Below are 18,383 nucleotides of genomic sequence, written 5' to 3' on the forward strand. Positions count from 1 at the left end.
TTTATTGATATGGAGGGAACGGGAAATGAGAAAAAGATTCAAAAACCTCATTATTATTCCGTTTCTTCTTTTTTTTGCATTGCCAGTTGATGCCATTGAAAAAGAAGAACGTAGTTGGCAAGATGAAAGTATTTATTTCATAATGGTCGATCGATTTAATAATGGTGATACGAATAATGATTTTGAAGTAAACCCTATTGATTCAAAATCATACAATGGCGGTGATTTTAAAGGAATCACTGACAAGTTAGATTACATAAAAGAAATGGGCTTCACATCCATTTGGCTTACGCCAGTGTTTGATAATGAAGCCAATGGTTATCACGGTTATTGGATTCAGGATTTCTATAAAACAGAAGAACATTTTGGAACGTTAGAAGAATTCAAGACTCTGGTAAAAGAAGCTCATGATCGAGATATTAAAGTGATATTAGATTTTGTTGTAAATCATGTTGGACCTAATCATCCGTGGGTTAATGAGGAGGCGAAAAAATCGTGGTTTCACGATAAGCAGCCAATCACAAATTGGAATAGCCAAGAAGAAGTTGAAAACAATTGGCTATTCGATTTGCCCGATTTGAACACTGAAAATCCAGAAACGCGCACGTATTTATTTGACGCAGCGAAGTGGTGGATTGAAGAAACGGATGTTGATGGATATCGTTTAGATACAGTAAAACATGTGCCAAAAGAATTTTGGACGGAATTTGCCAGTGAAGTAAAATCAGTAAAAGAAGATTTTTATTTATTAGGTGAAGTTTGGCATAATGATTTACGTGTAGTGGCAGCATATCAAGATACAGGGATTGATGGTTTTGTCGATTTCCCACAAAACGAACACCTTCGTACTTCTTTTTCTAAGCCAAATACTAGTCTAGGTTGGCTCTTTGCATCACTCGATCGAAATCAGGCATTTTACGATCGTCCTGAATTGTTAGGAACGTTTATGGATAATCATGATATGACCAGATTCACTCGTGAAATCCTTCAATATAAGCATGATCCAGTCGTTCGATGGAAACTCGCTATGACCTATTTATTCACGGCTCCTGGTATTCCAATCGTCTATTATGGATCTGAGATTGTGTTAGATGGAGGAGAAGATCCAGATAACCGTCGGATGATGAAGTTCGATGGAGATGACGAGCTCATTTCTTATATTGCCAAACTTGGAGAATTAAGAAAAGTTCATCCTTCATTAACCAGAGGGAAGTTAGAACTTTTACATGAAGAGAATGGTGTTGCAATATACAGCAAACAACATAAACAAGAAACGATGATTATTGCCATCAACAATACAACCAAAACACAATCAATTAAAATTGATTCGAATTTTGGTGAAAATAAGAAACTTGTTAGCGTATTAAATGAACTTGAAATTAAAGATCGCGATCAAACTTTTAATCTAGAACTTACAGCAGAAAAGGCAGACATCTACTTAGTGGCAGATCATACTGGTTTGCAAACTTCAACTAAGATTTGGATTGGTGTAGGAGTGACTGGCTTTATTCTACTATCTTTAGTTATTTGGAGAAAAACAAAAAAAGTATGACATCGCAATTTATTCATTGGAGGTTTTTAAACTGAAAAAGTATTGGTGGAAAGAAGCAGTATGTTATCAAATTTACCCTCGAAGCTTTAAAGATAGTAATGGTGATGGAATTGGTGATTTGCAAGGGATTGTATCTAAGTTAGATTACTTAAAAGAATTTGGTGTAGATGTTTTATGGATTTGTCCTTTCTTTAAATCACCAAATGCCGATAATGGCTACGATATTAGTGACTATCAAGATATTATGGAAGAGTTCGGGACGATGGAAGACTTTGAAGTACTTCTAGAAGAGTCACATAAAAGAGGCTTAAAAGTAATCTTAGACTTAGTCATCAATCATACGAGTGATGAGCATCCATGGTTTGTTGAATCACGATCCTCTAAAGACAATCCAAAGCGTGATTGGTATATTTGGAGTGACGGTAAAGATGGAAAAGAACCAAACAACTGGGAAAGTATATTCTCTGGAAGTGCATGGGCTTTAGACAGCGAAACGAATCAGTACTACATGCATTTATTCCATGAAAAACAGCCTGATTTGAATTGGGAAAACAAAGAAGTAAGACATGCTTTATATGACATGGTTAATTGGTGGCTTGACAAAGGCATTGATGGTTTCCGTGTTGATGCTATTTCGCATATTAAAAAACGTCCAGGGATGCCAGATTTACCGAACCCTGAAAACTTGGATTATGTGTCATCATTTGATATGCATATGAATCAAGAAGGCATACATGAATTCTTAGAAGAGTTAAAAGAAGAAACATTTGATAAATATGATATTATGACGGTCGGAGAAGCCAATGGTGTGAAAATTCACCAAGCCGATGACTGGGTAGGGGAAGAAAACGGGAAGTTCAATATGGTCTTCCAGTTCGAACACCTTGGACTATGGGAAAAAGGTACAAATAATTCTGTAGATGTCATTGGTTTAAAAAATACACTATCGAAATGGCAAACTGAGCTTCATGAAAAAGGATGGAATGCCTTATTCTTCGAAAATCATGATCAACCACGTAGTGTATCTACTTGGGGCAATGATGACCAGTATTGGTCAGAAAGTGCTAAAATGTTAGGTGCTTGTTACTTCTTCATGCAAGGGACACCTTTCATTTATCAAGGTCAAGAAATCGGGATGACCAATGTTCAATATGATTCCATTGATGATTATGACGATCAAGGCATGAAGAATTATTATCGAATAGAAACAGCTAAAGGTAGATCACACGAAGAAATTATGGAAATCGTATGGAGAACGGGTCGAGATAATTCACGAACACCAATGCAGTGGAATGGAGATTCAGAATCTGGCTTCACTACGAGTAAACCTTGGTTAATGACAAACGAAAATTATCAAGAAATTAACGTAGAATCTCAAATTAATGATTCTGATTCTATTTATTCATTTTATAAAAAAATGATTGAATTACGCAAAGCGAATTCAGTCCTTGTTTACGGAAAATATGAATTGTTGTTAGCAGATCATCCAAGTATCTTTGCTTATAAACGTACTGAAGGTGAGTCTGAAGCTATGATTATTTGCAATTTCAGTGATCAAGAAGAGACTGTAACATTTGATGATGCAGCAACAAAACAGGGGCAGTTACTTTTAAGTAATGTTAAGCAGGAAGACAGTAGCTTCTCATCTAGTATGGTATTAAAACCATATGAAACAAGAGTTTATTTATTTACTCAAAACAACTAAATTGTAGGTTCTATTAAAAAAAACATATTGGATAAAACATAAAACCGTAGGGAGGGGAAAAACAATTGGCCATTACAATAAAAGATGTTGCTAAATTAGCTGATGTTGCTCCTTCTACGGTGTCCAGAGTTATTGCAAATAATCCGCGGATCAGTGATAAGACCAAAGAAAAAGTGAAAGCAGCAATGGACGAACTAGGCTATCACCCGAATTTTATAGCAAGAAGTTTAGCTAATCAGTCAACTCGAGTCATTGGTTTAGTTTTGCCAAACTCAACAGATGTGTTCTTTCAAAATCCCTTTTTCCCAACTGTTCTTCGTGGTTTAAGTGATGGAGCTAATGAAAGACAATACGCTTTGCAAATTAGCACGGGTAAAACCGATGATGAAATTTTTGAAGGTGTTGTCCAAATGGTTCAAGGACGAAGAGTAGATGGGGTCATCTTGTTGTATTCTAGAACGGAAGATAAAGTGTTGAATTATCTGAGGGAAAGAAAGTTTCCATTTGTTGTGATTGGAAAACCTTTTAAAGATGTCGATCAAATTACGTACGTCGATAATGATAATTATAAAGCCTCGAAAGAAGCAACGAATTATTTATTATCATTAGGCCATAAACAAATTGGGTTTATTGGTGGTGACTTGAATTTTGTCGTTACGATCGAGCGGATTTTAGGATTCGAAAAAGCTCTGAGAGAAGCAAATATTGAAAGCAATGATGAATATATTATTCACAGTGAATTTCTTCGAGAAGGTGGTCAAGAAGCCATCAGCCAGTTGCTGAATTTAAAGAATCCACCAACGGCTTTAGTAGTTGCCGATGATTTAATGGCCCTTGGGGTTTTAAATACATTAACGGAAATGAAGATTTCTGTTCCAGAGGATATTTCCATTTTGAGTTTTAATAATGTGTTGTTTTCAGAGTTATCCAATCCTCCTTTAACTTCAGTAGATATTAATATTTTTGAATTAGGCTACCAAGCCTCAAGAAGTTTAATTCGTCTTTTGAGTAATGAAAATGAACCAGTGAGGCGTATTATCGTCCCTCACAAATTAATCAAAAGAGTTTCATGTTCTAGTCGAATAATAGACATAAAAACAGCTCATCCGAATTAATGGATGAGCTGTTTTATATTTTGCGTTTATGAATTTCATTTTAATTTGCTGTCGAAGTAATTCACTACGCCGTTATATATTCCTAGGGAAGCTTGTTCTCTGAATTGATCAGTTGAGACTGAGCGTTCTTCAGACGGGTTACTTAAGAATCCTAATTCAATCAAAATTGCTTCTTGACGATTCTCACGTAATACTAAGTAATTACCAGGTTGTGAACCGCGATCTCTTAATGAGATTTTTTTACTAAGTCCAGAATGTACTGCTTTCGCTAAGTTTTTTTGATAGCCATGCATGTAATACGTGGTAAATCCATTAATCGATGAATCATCGGTTGCATCATAATGAATACTGATAAATGCATCCGCAGGTAACTGATGAGCAATGGATACTCGCTTACGTAAATCAACATACACATCTGAATCTCTTGTCATGACTACATCAGCACCTGCAGCGCGTAATTTACTACTTAGTAACTCAGATGTTTGGAGAGCAATCCCTTTTTCATCGGTTCCTCTTGCACCAGTGGTTCCATGGTCATTACCACCATGTCCAGGATCAATAACAATTGTTAAGCCGTTAAGTGTGCCTTTTTTTCTAGGAGCTTTTTTGTCTTTTGTATCAGAAGTTGTTCCTTTTTGGTTTGATGAAACAACCCAATTAGCTACGAAAGCTTTTTCACCATCATTTAATTGTACTTCGTACCAATCACCTGTTTGTCCAATTGTAGAAAATGTTTCTCCTGCATTTGCTCTGTATACGACTTCGCTAGAAGTAGATGCATCTGATCTCAAATTCGTCCCATTATAAACAATAGTGACCGTTTTTAAAGAAGTATCTTTATCTTTATCTTGTTTAGTAGTTGTCGGTGCTAAATCTGTATAGGTACCGTAAAACGAATAAACCCATCCAGACTCTTTGTTCGATAGGGCTATGTTCACCCAATTATTGCGTTTTTCTAAAATTTTAAAGCGATCGCCTTTTTTTATCTGAGATACTTTTTTTGATGTTAAATCTGGTTTTGACCGAACATTTAGCAAGTCGACTGAAACTTGAAAAGCGTTAGTTGAGTCAACTATTGACTTAGGAGTATCTTTTGATTCCTTAGAAATCGTTATGTATTCCTTTGAAACAAACCCTTTAACTTGATTAAAGGCAATTTCAACCCAATCGCCTTGATCACTGATAAATGAGGCTTGATCACCTGCAGATAATTGAGTAAGCGTTGCAGCATTTATAGAAGGTTGAGAACGTACATTCAATCGATCCACTTTCGAAATCACTGTTTGTTTAATTATCTCTTGAGCTTCTGATTTCTTGGTATACCATGCTGCCACCCATCCACTATGTTGATCTTTTGTTACCTTCAACCAATCTCCTTGTTTATCAGTTACGATCATTCGATCGCCTTTGTTAAGAGAAGTCATAATTGGATAAGCTAATCCAGGACCAGAACGCATATTTAATGAAGAAACAGTAGATATAACTTCTTCACCATTTGCTTGAGAGTTCGTTGGGATAAGAATTGAACATATTAATATAAGTGCGATTGCATAAGAAAATAGTTTATATAAAGATACATTTTTCATGAAATTCCTCCCTTTTATCTATTGTAAATAGAGAAGAGGGAAAAGACTATAACTTTCTGACATTTTGAGACAGACTTCGACTCTATGTAATAAAGAATTATTAATTTCATTGGCCTGTTAACGGGATAGTGGTATTTCACTTATTATCAACTTTCTCCGTTAAAGGGTGATGTGGCAGGTGTTTTCGTCGGTGGAAAAGGTACATCATCAACAGGTTTGTAGAATGTTTTAAATAAATAAAGGATTAATTTTTATTTCTCTTTAAATAATCAACTTTCCTAAAGTGTGAGTAAAAAATTTTCATAATGTGATCTGTGAAGCGGAAGTCGGCGACTCCTGCGGAATACGCACGAACTGAAGACCCTGGACTGAGCAACGCGAGGGAAGCGGCTGTAAGAGGAACACAGACTAAGAACGCTACATCATGTGGCAACGTCTGTGAAACCAACATCCTGTTGGCCTCCGCGGAAAGCGTTCGACAGGAGCGAAACAAGGTATATAATATGTTTACATCTTTTCCTTAAAAAAATGGTATTTCTACATTTGAGTAAATTGATTCCTGTTAATTCAGTACAAATCAAAAAAAGATTGACAACCATCTTCACAGTGATTAAGATAAGAACTAATCTTAAAACAAACATCATGCCGATGACCAAGAAATTAGCTGTTTAAAACGCTGTAAAGAGAGGGAAAGACGTGGCTGTAATCTTTCCTACAGAAGCATCCAGTGAACAACACTTGATAGGCTTTTCGTCGAAACCTTTTTAGGTAGTAGGTGAAAACGGAACCGGTCGTTATCCGGAATGAGAGGACACAAAATTTTGTGTCAACTAGGGTGGAACCGCGGAAGCTTACATAAGCTCTCGTCCCTTGCTATATGCAAGGGGCGGGAGCTTTTTTATTTTTTTTATTTGCGAAATGGAAGGAGACAAACAAATGTCCATTAATGTCCCAAGAGGAACAAAAGATATTTTACCCGAGGAAATGTTTAAATGGCATGCACTTGAAGAGCTTGTTCGAGATACATGTAGATTATATCAATATAAAGAAATTCGCACGCCAATCTTTGAACACACGGAATTATTTACTCGTGGAGTTGGTGATACCACTGATATCGTTCAAAAAGAAATGTATACATTCACCGATAGAGGAGATCGCTCCTTAACTTTACGTCCTGAAGGAACTGCTTCGGTAGTACGTTCATATGTAGAAAACAAATTATTTGGGTTGCCAAATCAACCAATTAAACTTTACTACATGGGACCGATGTTCCGTTATGAACGTCAACAAGCAGGAAGATATCGTCAATTTGTACAATTTGGAATTGAAGCTATTGGCAGTAAAGATCCAGCTATTGATGCAGAAGTAATGGCTTTAGCAATGAAGGTTTATGAAAAAGCAGGATTAAAGAAAGTAAAATTAGTCATCAACTCACTTGGAGATACAGAAAGTCGACAAGCTCATAGAGATGCATTAATCGCTCACTTTGAACCTCATATTCAAGAATTTTGTTCGGATTGTCAAAATCGATTAGAAAAAAACCCATTACGAATTTTAGATTGTAAACGAGATCGTGAAAACCCACTGATGAATACCGCTCCAAAATTACCAGATTATCTAAATGAAGAATCTGCAGGTTATTTTGAAAAAGTGAAACATTATTTAGAGGTTTTAAAAATTGGTTATGAAGTGGACCCGAATTTAGTCCGTGGACTCGATTATTACAACCACACGGCTTTTGAGATAATGAGCGAAGGTGAAGGATTTGGGGCAATTACTACACTTGCTGGCGGTGGACGATACAACGGTCTTGTTGAAGACCTTGGTGGACCAGAAGCACCTGGTATCGGATTTGCGATGAGTATGGAGCGTTTGTTCCTTGCTCTAGAAGCTGAAGGTAAAAGTTTTGATAATCAAGAATCACTTGATATGTACATTGTTTCAATGGGAGATTCAGCGAAGGATAAAGCTTTATCTTTCGTATCTGAACTACGAGAACATAACATGTCCGTTGAAATGGATTTCTTAGACCGTAAAGTTAAGTCCCAAATGAAATCTGCCGACCGATTACAAGCTAAATACGTTGTTGTTATTGGTGATACAGAACTTGAGACTGGAAAAGTCGCATTGAAGAATTTATCGACTGGAGCTCAAAAAGAAATGACGTTTGAAGAAATCGTTGAAAATGTAGAACAACTGAAATTATCTTGGCAGGAGGAATTAGCATGACAAAACGTACACATCCATGTGGAGAAGTAGCAGAAAAAGAAATTGGACAACAGGTATTATTAAAAGGATGGGTACAAAAAAGACGTGATCTTGGTGGTTTAATCTTTGTTGATTTGCGTGATCGTACGGGTATTGTACAAGTTGTTATTAATCCAGAAATTTCACCTGAAGCTTTAACAATAGGTGACAAATTAAGAAGTGAATTCGTCATTGAAATCAGTGGTGAAGTAGTTGCACGTCAAGATGCTCAAATCAATCCTAATATGAAATCAGGGAAAATCGAAGTTCAGGCATCTCACCTTACGATTATTAACGAAGCGAAAAATCCGCCTTTTGCAATTGAAAACCAATCAGATGTAAATGAAGACTTACGATTAAAATACAGATATTTAGATTTGCGTCGACCGGTTATGTACGAAACATTTAAAATGCGTTCGGACGTTACCAAAACGATTCGTCAGTTTTTAGATGAAGAGACCTTCTTAGAGGTGGAAACACCAATTTTAACGAAGTCTACTCCTGAAGGTGCTAGAGATTATTTAGTTCCAAGCCGCGTGCATGAAGGTGAATTTTACGCTTTACCACAATCACCTCAATTATTTAAGCAAATGCTAATGGTGTCAGGTTTTGAAAAGTATTACCAAATTGCTCGTTGTTTCCGTGATGAAGATTTGCGTGCAGACCGTCAACCAGAATTCACGCAAATTGATATGGAAATGAGTTTCATGTCTATGGATGAAATTTTAGAAATGAATGAGCGTATGATGCAAAAAATTATGAAGCAAGTAAAAGGAATCGATATTCAAATTCCTTTCAACCGAATGAAGTATACAGAAGCTATGGATCGATTTGGGTCAGATAAACCGGATGTGCGATTTGGTCTTGAATTACAAGATGTATCTGACTTAGTAGCTCATTCATCATTTAAAGTATTTTCTGGAGCAGTCGAATCGGGTGGTCAAGTAAAAGCAATAAATGTAAAAGGTTCTGCAGACCAATATTCTCGAAAAGATATTGATGCTTTAGGTGAATTCGCTGGACGCTACGGAGCAAAAGGGCTTGCTTGGCTGAAAGTAGATGCTGAAGGATTAAAAGGTCCAATTGCTAAATTCTTTGAGGGAGAAGATGGAGTAAATCTTTCTTCAAAACTACAAGCTGAACCAGGAGATCTTTTATTGTTTGTTGCAGACAAGAAATCTATCGTTGCAGATTCACTTGGCGCATTACGTTCGAAATTAGGAAAAGACTTGAAAATGATTGATGAGAACAGATATGAGTTTTTATGGATTATCGATTGGCCATTATTTGAATACGATGAGCAAGAAGGTAGATATTATGCAGCTCACCATCCATTCACAATGCCATTTGTTGAAGACATTGAGTTAATGGATTCAAATCCGATGGAAGTTCGTGCTCAAGCATACGATATGGTGTTAAACGGCTATGAATTAGGTGGAGGATCTCTACGTATTTACGAAAGAGAAATTCAAGAAAAAATGTTTAGTCTTTTAGGGTTTACGCCTGAAGAAGCTAAAGCTCAATTCGGTTTCTTATTGGAAGCATTTGAGTATGGAACACCTCCGCATGGCGGAATCGCACTAGGTCTAGATCGTTTAGTTATGTTGTTAGCTGGCCGTACAAACTTAAGAGATACGATTGCATTTCCTAAAACTGCGAGTGCTAGTGATATCTTAACGAAAGCTCCTTCAGCAGTATCTGATGACCAATTAAAAGAACTAAGTCTTTCGGTTCGTATTCAGAATAGTGCGAAAGATTCAGAGTAAATACATTGAGTTTTTAGATATTTCATGGTAGGATACTAGTAATACGAATCCTGAAGTGTTCGTTAATTGCCAATCGCTTTTGACCGAACAATTATATCGTCGGGAATCTTACTTTTACAATAGCTGACATGCCCCCAGGGGAAGTCTTAAGTTGTAAAGTGGATACCCACCTGCTGTGTGCGGGTTCAAAACGATACGCTTCAAAATGACGGCACAGTTGGGATTCGTCTTACATTATGTATAGTCCCTCTAGTAATTTGTAGTTGCTAGAGGGTTTTTCATGGAGTAAAATACTCCGAATAGAAGTAGATTGTGAGGGAATTACATGTTACATCAATTTTCAAGAAATGAATTAGCAGTCGGTACTGAAGGTGTCGAACTAATGAAAAACACTACAGTTGCTATTTTAGGAATAGGTGGGGTAGGTTCTTTTGCCGCAGAGGCTTGTGCTAGAAGTGGTGTGGGGAAGATTATCCTTGTGGATAAAGACAATGTAGACATTACAAATATTAATCGTCAACTAGTTGCGTACACTTCTACAGTTGGGCGTTCTAAATCGGAAATTATGAAAGAACGAATATTGGATATTAACCCAAATTGTGAAGTTCATGATTTACATATGTTTTATACCGAAGAGACATTTGAAGAATTCTTTAGTTACGATTTGGATTATGTGATTGATGCATCGGATACAATCATCTACAAGGTACATTTGATGAAGGAATGTCTGAGCCGAGGAGTAAAAATGATTTCAAGCATGGGTGCTGCCAATAAAACAGATCCAACCCGATTTAAAATCGCTGATATTTCAAAAACGCATACGGACCCTTTAGCGAAAGTTATTCGATTAAAGCTTCGTAAAGAAGGTATCTATAAAGGAATTCCAGTGGTATTCTCTGATGAAAGTCCGATTATTGTAAGAGAAGATGTGGTTGAAACGGTAGGAAAACCTGATGCTAAAATTCGCAAAGCAAAAATGCCTCCGTCCTCAAATGCTTTTGTACCATCAGTCGCTGGCTTAATAGCAGCGAGTTGGGTAATTAATGATATAACTAAAGAAATTCCAATGAATCGTGTTAGAAAATAAGTAAAAGACGTAAATCGTATTTATCGCGATTTACGTCTTTTTTTGTTTGAACGTTTCAAGTTTCTGATAAATTCCGGCTAATTTCTTTTCCTCGCCAGCTAAGACCGGTTCGTAGAATTTAGTGCCAATTAAGTTATCCGGTAAGTATGTTTGATTGACCCAGCCTCCGAAAGAACCGATTGGCGTATTATGGGGATATAAATACCCTTCGTGACCTAAAGCAGCTGCTCCCACGTAGTGCGTATCCCTCAAATGACTTGGGATATCTCCTACTTTACCAGCATGAATAGAGGCAATAGCAGCATCAATCGCTTTATACGCGGAATTTGATTTTTCTGAAAGACACATTTCAACCACTGCATTTGCTAATGGAATGCGCGCTTCAGGTAATCCAAGTCTTTCGGCTGCTTGAATACTGGCCAATACATGTGCACCTACTGCTGGATTTGCCATGCCAATATCCTCGTAAGCCATCACTAGTAATCTTCTTGATACAGCTACGAGATCGCCATTTTCAAGTAAGTGAGCTAAATAATACATAGCAGCATTGACATCACTTCCACGAACCGATTTTTGTAAAGCAGAAAGAAGATTATAAAAATGAGATCCTTTTTTATCCCCAAATACACCAATTCGTTCTACCAAGTTTTGAAGCAAAGCATCTTCTACAATAATAATGCCATTTTCTTCGTCAGAAGCGGAAACAACGGATTCGAGTATCGTTAAAGCTTTTCTTGCATCTCCATTAGCTGAGTCAGCAATTTTCATTTGTTGCTCTTCAGAGATTTGAATCGTCAATCGTCCTAATCCTTTATGTTCGTCTCGCAAAGCACGTTGAACTAATGTTAATAAATCCTCTGAAGATAAGCGTTTTAATTGCTTAATTTCACCACATCGAGAACGTATCGCTGGATTCACATCGTGAAAAGGATTTTCTGTTGTCGCACCGATTAAGACGATCGCTCCACTTTCAACATGTGGAAGTAAGGCATCTTGTTGTAATTTATTGAAGCGATGGATTTCATCTAAAAATAATAGAACTTTCCCTGTTATGCGAGATTCAGCTACAACGTCTTCAATATCTTTTTTTCCGGATCTTGTCGCATTTAGCGCAATGAAAGGAAGGTTGCTCGTACCAGCAATCGCATAGGCAAGCGATGTTTTGCCTATTCCAGGTTCCCCGTATAAAAGCATGGAGGGGACATGACCATTTACAATCATTTTATATAAAGGTGTATGTTTCCCGATAACGTTTTTTTGTCCTGCAACTTCCTCAAGTTTTTGAGGTCTCATTCGATAAGCAAGTGGTTCTCTTTGCAAGTTGAGTTCCTCCTTATTTCGTACATTTGTTCTCCATTATACGACGTAGGTATATAAAAGTCATTTCAGAGGTAATTAGTCGGAAATATGCTATACTATGTAGATGAATTTAATGGACTTATAGAGGTGATTTAGTTGAGAATTTCAACAAAAGGTCGATACGGATTAACGATTATGATCGAACTAGCTAAACAATTTGGAGAGGGTCCTGTACCGCTCCGTCAAATAGCAGCAGAGAACAAACTTTCAGAAGCTTACCTAGAGCAACTAGTATCTCCTCTCCGAAATTCAGGGCTAATTAAAAGTGTTAGAGGCGCACATGGTGGATATATGCTTACTAAACCTCCACATTTAATTTCTGCAGGGGATGTTATTCGTGTTCTCGAAGGACCCATCCAACCTGTCGAAGGTATTGAAAACGAGGCACCGCCTCAAAGAGAACTTTGGTCTCGTATCCGAGATGCTGTTAAAACAGTATTAGATACAACATCAATTGAAGATTTGGCTTCTTATAATGAAGAGTCATCACCTGATGGTTATATGTATTATATTTAAGCTATAATTTTTTACTATTTTTAAAGGAGAATCCCATGAACAAAATATATTTAGACCACGCAGCGACATCTCCTGTACATCCGATTGTCATTGAAAAAATGGTTCAGTCAATGAATCTAATCTATGGTAATCCGTCAAGTATTCACTCCATAGGTCGTGATGCTCGAAAAGAGTTGGATCAATCGCGTGAAATTTTAGCGAAGAGCATCGGCGCAAAAGAGCAAGAAATCATTTTAACTGCTGGTGGAACAGAAGCAGATAACCTAGCCATATTTGGAACTGCTTACGCTCGGAAAAATGAAGGAAAACATATTATTACCTCTCAAATTGAACACCACGCTGTATTACATGCATGTCAAAAACTTGAAAAGGATGGCTTCGAAGTTACTTATTTACCAGTAAATGAGAAGGGAATCATTTCAATTGATGATTTCAAAAAAGCTTTACGTGACGATACCATTTTAGTGACGTTAATATTTGGAAACAATGAAGTGGGTACACTTCAGCCTATTAAAGAAATAGGCGACCTTTTAAAAGATCACTTAGCATCGTTCCATACAGATGCTGTACAAGCATATGGATTAGTCCCGCTTTCAGTTGACGAACTGCATGTGGATTTACTTTCTGTTTCTTCTCATAAAATAAACGGTCCAAAAGGAATTGGGTTTTTATTTCAAAAAAAAGGAACGAGACTATCTCCTCAACTGTTTGGTGGTCAGCAAGAAAAGAAACGACGAGCTGGAACTGAAAATGTACCGGCTATGATCGCATTTGCTGAAGCGGTTAAGATTTCTGAACAAACAATAGTTGAAAAAGTGGAGACATATAAACAATTTAAAGAAACGATGATTGAAATTCTTAAAAATGAGGAAATTCAATTTAAATTAAATGGTCATGAAAAGTTCGCTCTACCCCATATTTTAAATATTAGTTTCCCGCATACAGACGTCGAATCTTTGCTTGTTAATTTAGACATGGAGGGATTAGCTGTATCAAGTGGGTCTGCTTGTACAGCAGGTTCAATTGACCCTTCCCATGTCCTAGTGGCGATGTATGGAGGAAAAGCGGAGGAACTACGTAATTCAATTCGTTTTAGCTTTGGATACGGTTTGACTATTCAGGATATAGAAGAAGCAGCGAAGAAAACAGCAAAAGTTGTAAAAAGACTTGTGAAATAATATTAGGAAAAGGTGATCGACATGCAAGAAGTTAAAAATCCTGCAAATACACGAGTTGTCGTTGGTATGTCTGGCGGTGTAGATTCGTCAGTTGCAGCTTATTTATTAAAACAACAAGGGTATGATGTAATAGGTATTTTTATGAAAAACTGGGACGATACAGACGAGAATGGTGTTTGTACGGCCACTGAGGATTATGACGATGTTATTAAAGTTTGTAATCAAATAGGCATTCCTTATTACGCAGTTAATTTTGAAAAACAATATTGGGATAAAGTTTTCACTTACTTTTTAGAAGAATATAAAGCGGGAAGAACACCTAACCCTGATGTGATGTGTAATAAAGAAATTAAGTTCAAAGCATTTTTAGAGCATGCTATTAGTTTAGGAGCTGATTATTTAGCTACAGGACACTATGCGCAAGTTAAAGAAATAGATGGCGAAACACAACTTTTACGTGGACTTGATAACAACAAAGATCAAACTTACTTTTTAAATCAATTGTCTCAAGAACAATTGTCAAAAGTGATGTTTCCAATTGGACATTTAGAGAAAAAACTAGTGCGAGAAATTGCTTCTGAAGCAGGATTAGCCACAGCAACCAAAAAAGATTCCACAGGTATTTGTTTCATAGGAGAACGAAACTTTAAAGAATTTTTGAGTCAGTATTTACCAGCCCAACCAGGTGATATGGTTTCGATGGACGGAGAAAAACTGGGTCGTCACGATGGTTTAATGTATTATACAATTGGTCAACGTCACGGGCTAGGGATTGGTGGCGCAGGTGATCCTTGGTTTGTTTTAGGTAAGAATTTAGAAAAAAATGAGTTATTAGTTGGTCAAAATATTCATCATGAAGCACTTTTTTCAGATCAATTAACGGCCGTAAATATGAGCTTTACAACGACCAAGCCATTAGATAGCATATTTAGTTGTACTGCGAAATTTAGATACCGTCAAGAAGATGTTCAAGTGAAAGTTGAGCTTACTCCTTCTAACGGTGCTATTATTTCATTTGCTGAACCTGTTCGTGCAATTACCCCAGGACAAGCAGTTGTTTTATACGACGGTGACGTTTGTCTAGGTGGCGGAACGATTGATGAAGTAATGAAGCAGGGTAAAAAACTAACTTATGTTGGTTAAAGAGGTAGGAGTGGTAACGTGAATGAATTAGATTTAGGCATTTTAGCAATTCAAAATAAAGATTATGAACAAGCTGTTGTTCATTTTAATAACGCTATTGAAGAGGAACCTAATAACCCATTAGGATACATTAATTTTGGGAATTTATTAGCTCGCATGAATGAAATTGAACGTGCAGAAAGATTTTTTCAAAAAGCTTTAACGCTAGATGAGCAATCAGCAACTGCTTATTATGGCTTGGCTAATTTGTATTATGAACAAGAGCGCTTTGAAGAGGCTGCTAAACTTTATGAAAAAGCCATTAAGTTTAACATTCAAGGTGCAGATGCTTACTTCATGTTAGGAAAGTGTTTTGAACGATTAGGCAATCCAAAGTTATCACTGCCATACTTACAAAGAGCAGCAGAACTTGAACCAGAAGACATTCAAATTCGTCTATCTTTTGGGATCGGTTTAGCAGCTTTAGAAATGTTTAAAGAAGCAGAGCCAGAGTTTGTATATGTCATTCATGAAGATATAAATAATGCCGATGCTCATTATAATTTAGGTGTACTTTACGCAGTCTCCACTGACCGAACTGAGGATGCACTTTATCATTTAAAACAGGCATATACACTTCAACCAAATTTTGATCAAGCTCGATACGTATATGACATGATTGCTCTACGAAATTAATGTGAATGGAGATGATTGGTTTGCCAAATCAAATCGAATTATTCAACCAAGACGCTTTGTTTATAGTTGGCAAACCAGTTGTCACCATTTTTCATAACCCCACCAACTTATTCTCCATTATTAAACTCAAAATCAGTGAGACAAACAGTACGTTCGATGATAAAGAGATCATTGTTACAGGATACTTTCCACCGTTAATGAATGAAGAAATGTATCGTTTTACTGGTCAAATCAAACAGCACCCAAAGTATGGAACACAATTCCAAGTTGAAACATTCTCAAAAGATGTACCGGAGACAGAACAAGGAATTATCCATTATTTATCTAGTGATTTATTTCCAGGTATTGGACGTAAAACAGCTGAAACCATTGTCAAGAAGCTTGGTAAAGATGCAATTCGTCTCATATTAGATGACCCAGAATCGCTGGATACTGTTCCAAAATTAGCGAAAGAAAAAAAGGAAACGATTCGTTTTACACTGGAGCAAAATTTAGGATTAGAACGTGTGATGATTCAATTAAATGAATGGGGTTTTGGACCACAGCTAGCCATGCGTATCTATCAAACCTATCGAGAAGAGACAATCGAAGTATTAATGAAGAATCCTTTTCGATTAATTGAAGATGTAGAAGGAATTGGCTTTCATCGTGCAGATGAATTAGGTGGAAAATTAGGAATGACAGGGAATCATCCAGATCGAATTAAAGCAGCAGTCTTTCATTTGCTAAATGCTGCATCTTTAAGTGAAGGGCATGTGTATCTACATGCTGAGCATATTTTACCGAACGTGAAACAATTATTAGAATCTAGTCAGTTTGAAGAAGTGCCTTTTGATGCCATTTCTAATGCTTGTATCGAATTAGTTGAAGATGGAAAACTGGCAGGTGAGATGTCTCGTTTTTATTTGCCATCTCTCTATTTTTCAGAGGTTGGCATAGCTTCCAAACTCGAGCTTTTAATACAAGAACAGAAGGAGCGAACGGGCTTTCCTACTTCCGAAATTAGAAAAGCACTTGGAGATGCAGAAGAACGGCTAGGTGTAACCTATGCTGAAACTCAAATAGCTGCAATAGAACTTGGTATGAATGCTTCTGTGATGTTGTTAACAGGAGGTCCAGGTACTGGTAAAACGACTGTTGTTAGAGGTCTGGTTGAGGTCTATGCAGAATTACATGGTTTAACACTTGACCCAAAAGACTATGCTAAAAAAGAAGAACCATTTCCAATCATTTTGGCTGCTCCTACAGGTAGGGCTGCGAAACGTTTAAACGAATCTACGGGTCTGCCTGCAATGACGATTCATCGTTTACTTGGTTTTACAGGTCAAGATAAAGAAGAAGAGACAGATCGAGATATAAAAGGAAAGCTAATCATTATTGATGAAATGTCGATGGTCGATACATGGCTTGCACATCAATTGCTAAAAGCGATACCTGAAGGAGCTCAAGTCATCTTTGTAGGCGATCAAGATCAACTACCACCCGTGGGACCAGGGCAAGTATTAAAGGATTTACTTGGATCCAGTCGGATCCCAACCGTTGAATTGACGGATATTTATCGTCAATCAGCTGGGTCCTCTATCATTGAGCTTGCTCATCAAATGAAAAAAGGGAAAATGCCAACGAATTTAACGGATAAAACCTCCGATCGTTCGTTTATTAAAGCGGGGCCGGAACAAATTTCAAAAGTTGTTGAACAAGTCATTAAAAGTGCACTTGCTAAAGGCCACACGATTAAAGAACTACAAGTATTAGCACCAATGTACAAAGGACCTGCCGGTATTGATGCATTAAATAAAATGATTCAAGAAATGGTTAACCCTAATGATACGAAAAAACGTAAAGAACTAACTTTTGGTGATACAATTTATCGAATTGGTGATAAAGTACTTCAATTGATCAATCAACCAGAGAGCCATGTATTTAATGGTGATATGGGTGAAGTTATAAGTATTTCAAAAGCCAGTGAAAACGTTGAAAAACAGGATATGATGGTCGTTTCTTTTGAAGGGATTGAAGTAACCTATCAACGTAGTGATTTAGGCCAGTTAACATTAGCTTATTGTTGTTCTATTCATAAATCTCAAGGTAGTGAATTTCCGATTGTCATTATGCCTGTTGTCAGAAGTTATATGAAAATGTTGCGTCGAAATTTACTGTATACCGGCATTACCAGGGCAAAGAATTTCTTGATTCTTTGTGGGGATGCTGATGTATTTAAATATGGGATTGAACGTAATGATGATCTAGCTCGTTTAACTTCTTTAAAAGAAAGGTTAAACAACCAGGAAGTTTCTGAGGAATCAGAGAAACTGGAGGACACTACTACTACAGTTGAAGAAGTAGAAAATCAAGATTTGGCAATCTTAACGGCTGCTAATCATCTCTCAATTCATCCTTTAGTTGGCATGAATGGTTCAACTCCTTATGATTTTATGGAATAAGTGAATTGAC

General features: G+C 36.9%; 13 protein-coding genes, 1 other RNA gene and 1 other annotated feature. Of the genes, 12 read left to right on the forward strand and 2 right to left on the reverse strand.

Annotated elements, in window-relative coordinates; all coding sequences use genetic code 11:
• The first annotated feature begins 25 nt into the window (after positions 1–25).
• The 3 genes from ACHUE4_RS02150 (at position 26) to ACHUE4_RS02160 (ending at position 4,372) form a co-directional block, all read left to right on the forward strand.
• Positions 26–1,552, forward strand: coding sequence for an alpha-amylase family glycosyl hydrolase (locus ACHUE4_RS02150; protein WP_394187643.1), 1,527 nt, complete (start codon positions 26–28; stop codon positions 1,550–1,552).
• 31 nt (positions 1,553–1,583) lie between these two features.
• Positions 1,584–3,257, forward strand: coding sequence for a glycoside hydrolase family 13 protein (locus ACHUE4_RS02155; protein WP_394187847.1), 1,674 nt, complete (start codon positions 1,584–1,586; stop codon positions 3,255–3,257).
• A 65-nt stretch (positions 3,258–3,322) separates the two neighbouring features.
• Entirely contained in the window at positions 3,323–4,372 is a 1,050-nt protein-coding gene (locus tag ACHUE4_RS02160; protein WP_394187644.1) for a LacI family DNA-binding transcriptional regulator, read from the forward strand.
• Positions 4,373–4,407: 35 nt separating this feature from the next.
• Here ACHUE4_RS02160 and ACHUE4_RS02165 read toward each other — a convergent pair whose 3' ends face one another.
• The gene (locus ACHUE4_RS02165) at positions 4,408–5,958 is read right to left on the reverse strand and encodes an SH3 domain-containing protein (RefSeq protein ID WP_394187645.1); all 1,551 of its coding nucleotides are present in this window, start codon (positions 5,956–5,958) and stop codon (positions 4,408–4,410) included.
• Positions 5,959–6,597: 639 nt separating this feature from the next.
• Positions 6,598–6,832 (forward strand) — a binding site (T-box leader).
• Positions 6,833–6,894: 62 nt separating this feature from the next.
• Between ACHUE4_RS02165 and hisS the strand changes: the two genes are divergently transcribed.
• The 4 genes from hisS (at position 6,895) to ACHUE4_RS02185 (ending at position 11,058) form a co-directional block, all read left to right on the forward strand.
• Positions 6,895–8,187: a histidine--tRNA ligase gene (hisS, locus tag ACHUE4_RS02170; protein ID WP_394187646.1), complete on the forward strand. Its 1,293-nt coding sequence runs from the start codon at positions 6,895–6,897 to the stop codon at positions 8,185–8,187.
• Complete coding sequence (gene aspS, locus ACHUE4_RS02175) at positions 8,184–9,971, forward strand: aspartate--tRNA ligase (protein ID WP_394187647.1); 1,788 nt, start codon at positions 8,184–8,186, stop codon at positions 9,969–9,971. The genes hisS and aspS overlap by 4 nt, the downstream gene beginning before the upstream one ends.
• Before the next feature lie 44 nt (positions 9,972–10,015).
• Positions 10,016–10,199, forward strand: a non-coding RNA gene (ssrS, locus tag ACHUE4_RS02180) — 6S RNA.
• A gap of 97 nt (positions 10,200–10,296) precedes the next feature.
• Positions 10,297–11,058 (forward strand): tRNA threonylcarbamoyladenosine dehydratase, encoded by a 762-nt coding sequence (locus ACHUE4_RS02185; RefSeq protein WP_394187648.1) that lies wholly within the window; start codon positions 10,297–10,299, stop codon positions 11,056–11,058.
• A gap of 30 nt (positions 11,059–11,088) precedes the next feature.
• Here ACHUE4_RS02185 and ACHUE4_RS02190 read toward each other — a convergent pair whose 3' ends face one another.
• Positions 11,089–12,378: a replication-associated recombination protein A gene (locus ACHUE4_RS02190; protein WP_394187649.1), complete on the reverse strand. Its 1,290-nt coding sequence runs from the start codon at positions 12,376–12,378 to the stop codon at positions 11,089–11,091.
• A gap of 135 nt (positions 12,379–12,513) precedes the next feature.
• Between ACHUE4_RS02190 and cymR the strand changes: the two genes are divergently transcribed.
• From cymR to recD2, 5 genes are read left to right on the forward strand one after another with little or no spacing between them, the layout of a single operon-like run.
• A complete protein-coding gene (cymR, locus tag ACHUE4_RS02195) occupies positions 12,514–12,933 on the forward strand; it encodes a cysteine metabolism transcriptional regulator CymR (protein ID WP_394187650.1) in 420 nt (139 codons plus the stop codon).
• Positions 12,934–12,968: 35 nt separating this feature from the next.
• On the forward strand, positions 12,969–14,111 hold the full coding sequence (locus ACHUE4_RS02200; RefSeq protein ID WP_394187651.1) for a cysteine desulfurase family protein: 1,143 nt from the start codon (positions 12,969–12,971) through the stop codon (positions 14,109–14,111).
• Between the two features lie 21 nt (positions 14,112–14,132).
• Positions 14,133–15,254, forward strand: a complete 1,122-nt coding sequence (gene mnmA, locus ACHUE4_RS02205; RefSeq protein WP_394187652.1) for a tRNA 2-thiouridine(34) synthase MnmA — start codon at positions 14,133–14,135, stop codon at positions 15,252–15,254.
• Positions 15,255–15,272: 18 nt separating this feature from the next.
• Positions 15,273–15,929 (forward strand): tetratricopeptide repeat protein, encoded by a 657-nt coding sequence (locus tag ACHUE4_RS02210; RefSeq protein ID WP_394187653.1) that lies wholly within the window; start codon positions 15,273–15,275, stop codon positions 15,927–15,929.
• 20 nt (positions 15,930–15,949) lie between these two features.
• Entirely contained in the window at positions 15,950–18,373 is a 2,424-nt protein-coding gene (recD2, locus tag ACHUE4_RS02215; RefSeq protein ID WP_394187654.1) for an SF1B family DNA helicase RecD2, read from the forward strand.
• Positions 18,374–18,383: the final 10 nt, after the last annotated feature.

Source organism: Paenisporosarcina quisquiliarum (genome assembly GCF_043641925.1).
In the GTDB taxonomy this organism is placed as follows: Bacteria; Bacillota; Bacilli; order Bacillales_A; family Planococcaceae; genus Paenisporosarcina; species Paenisporosarcina quisquiliarum_A.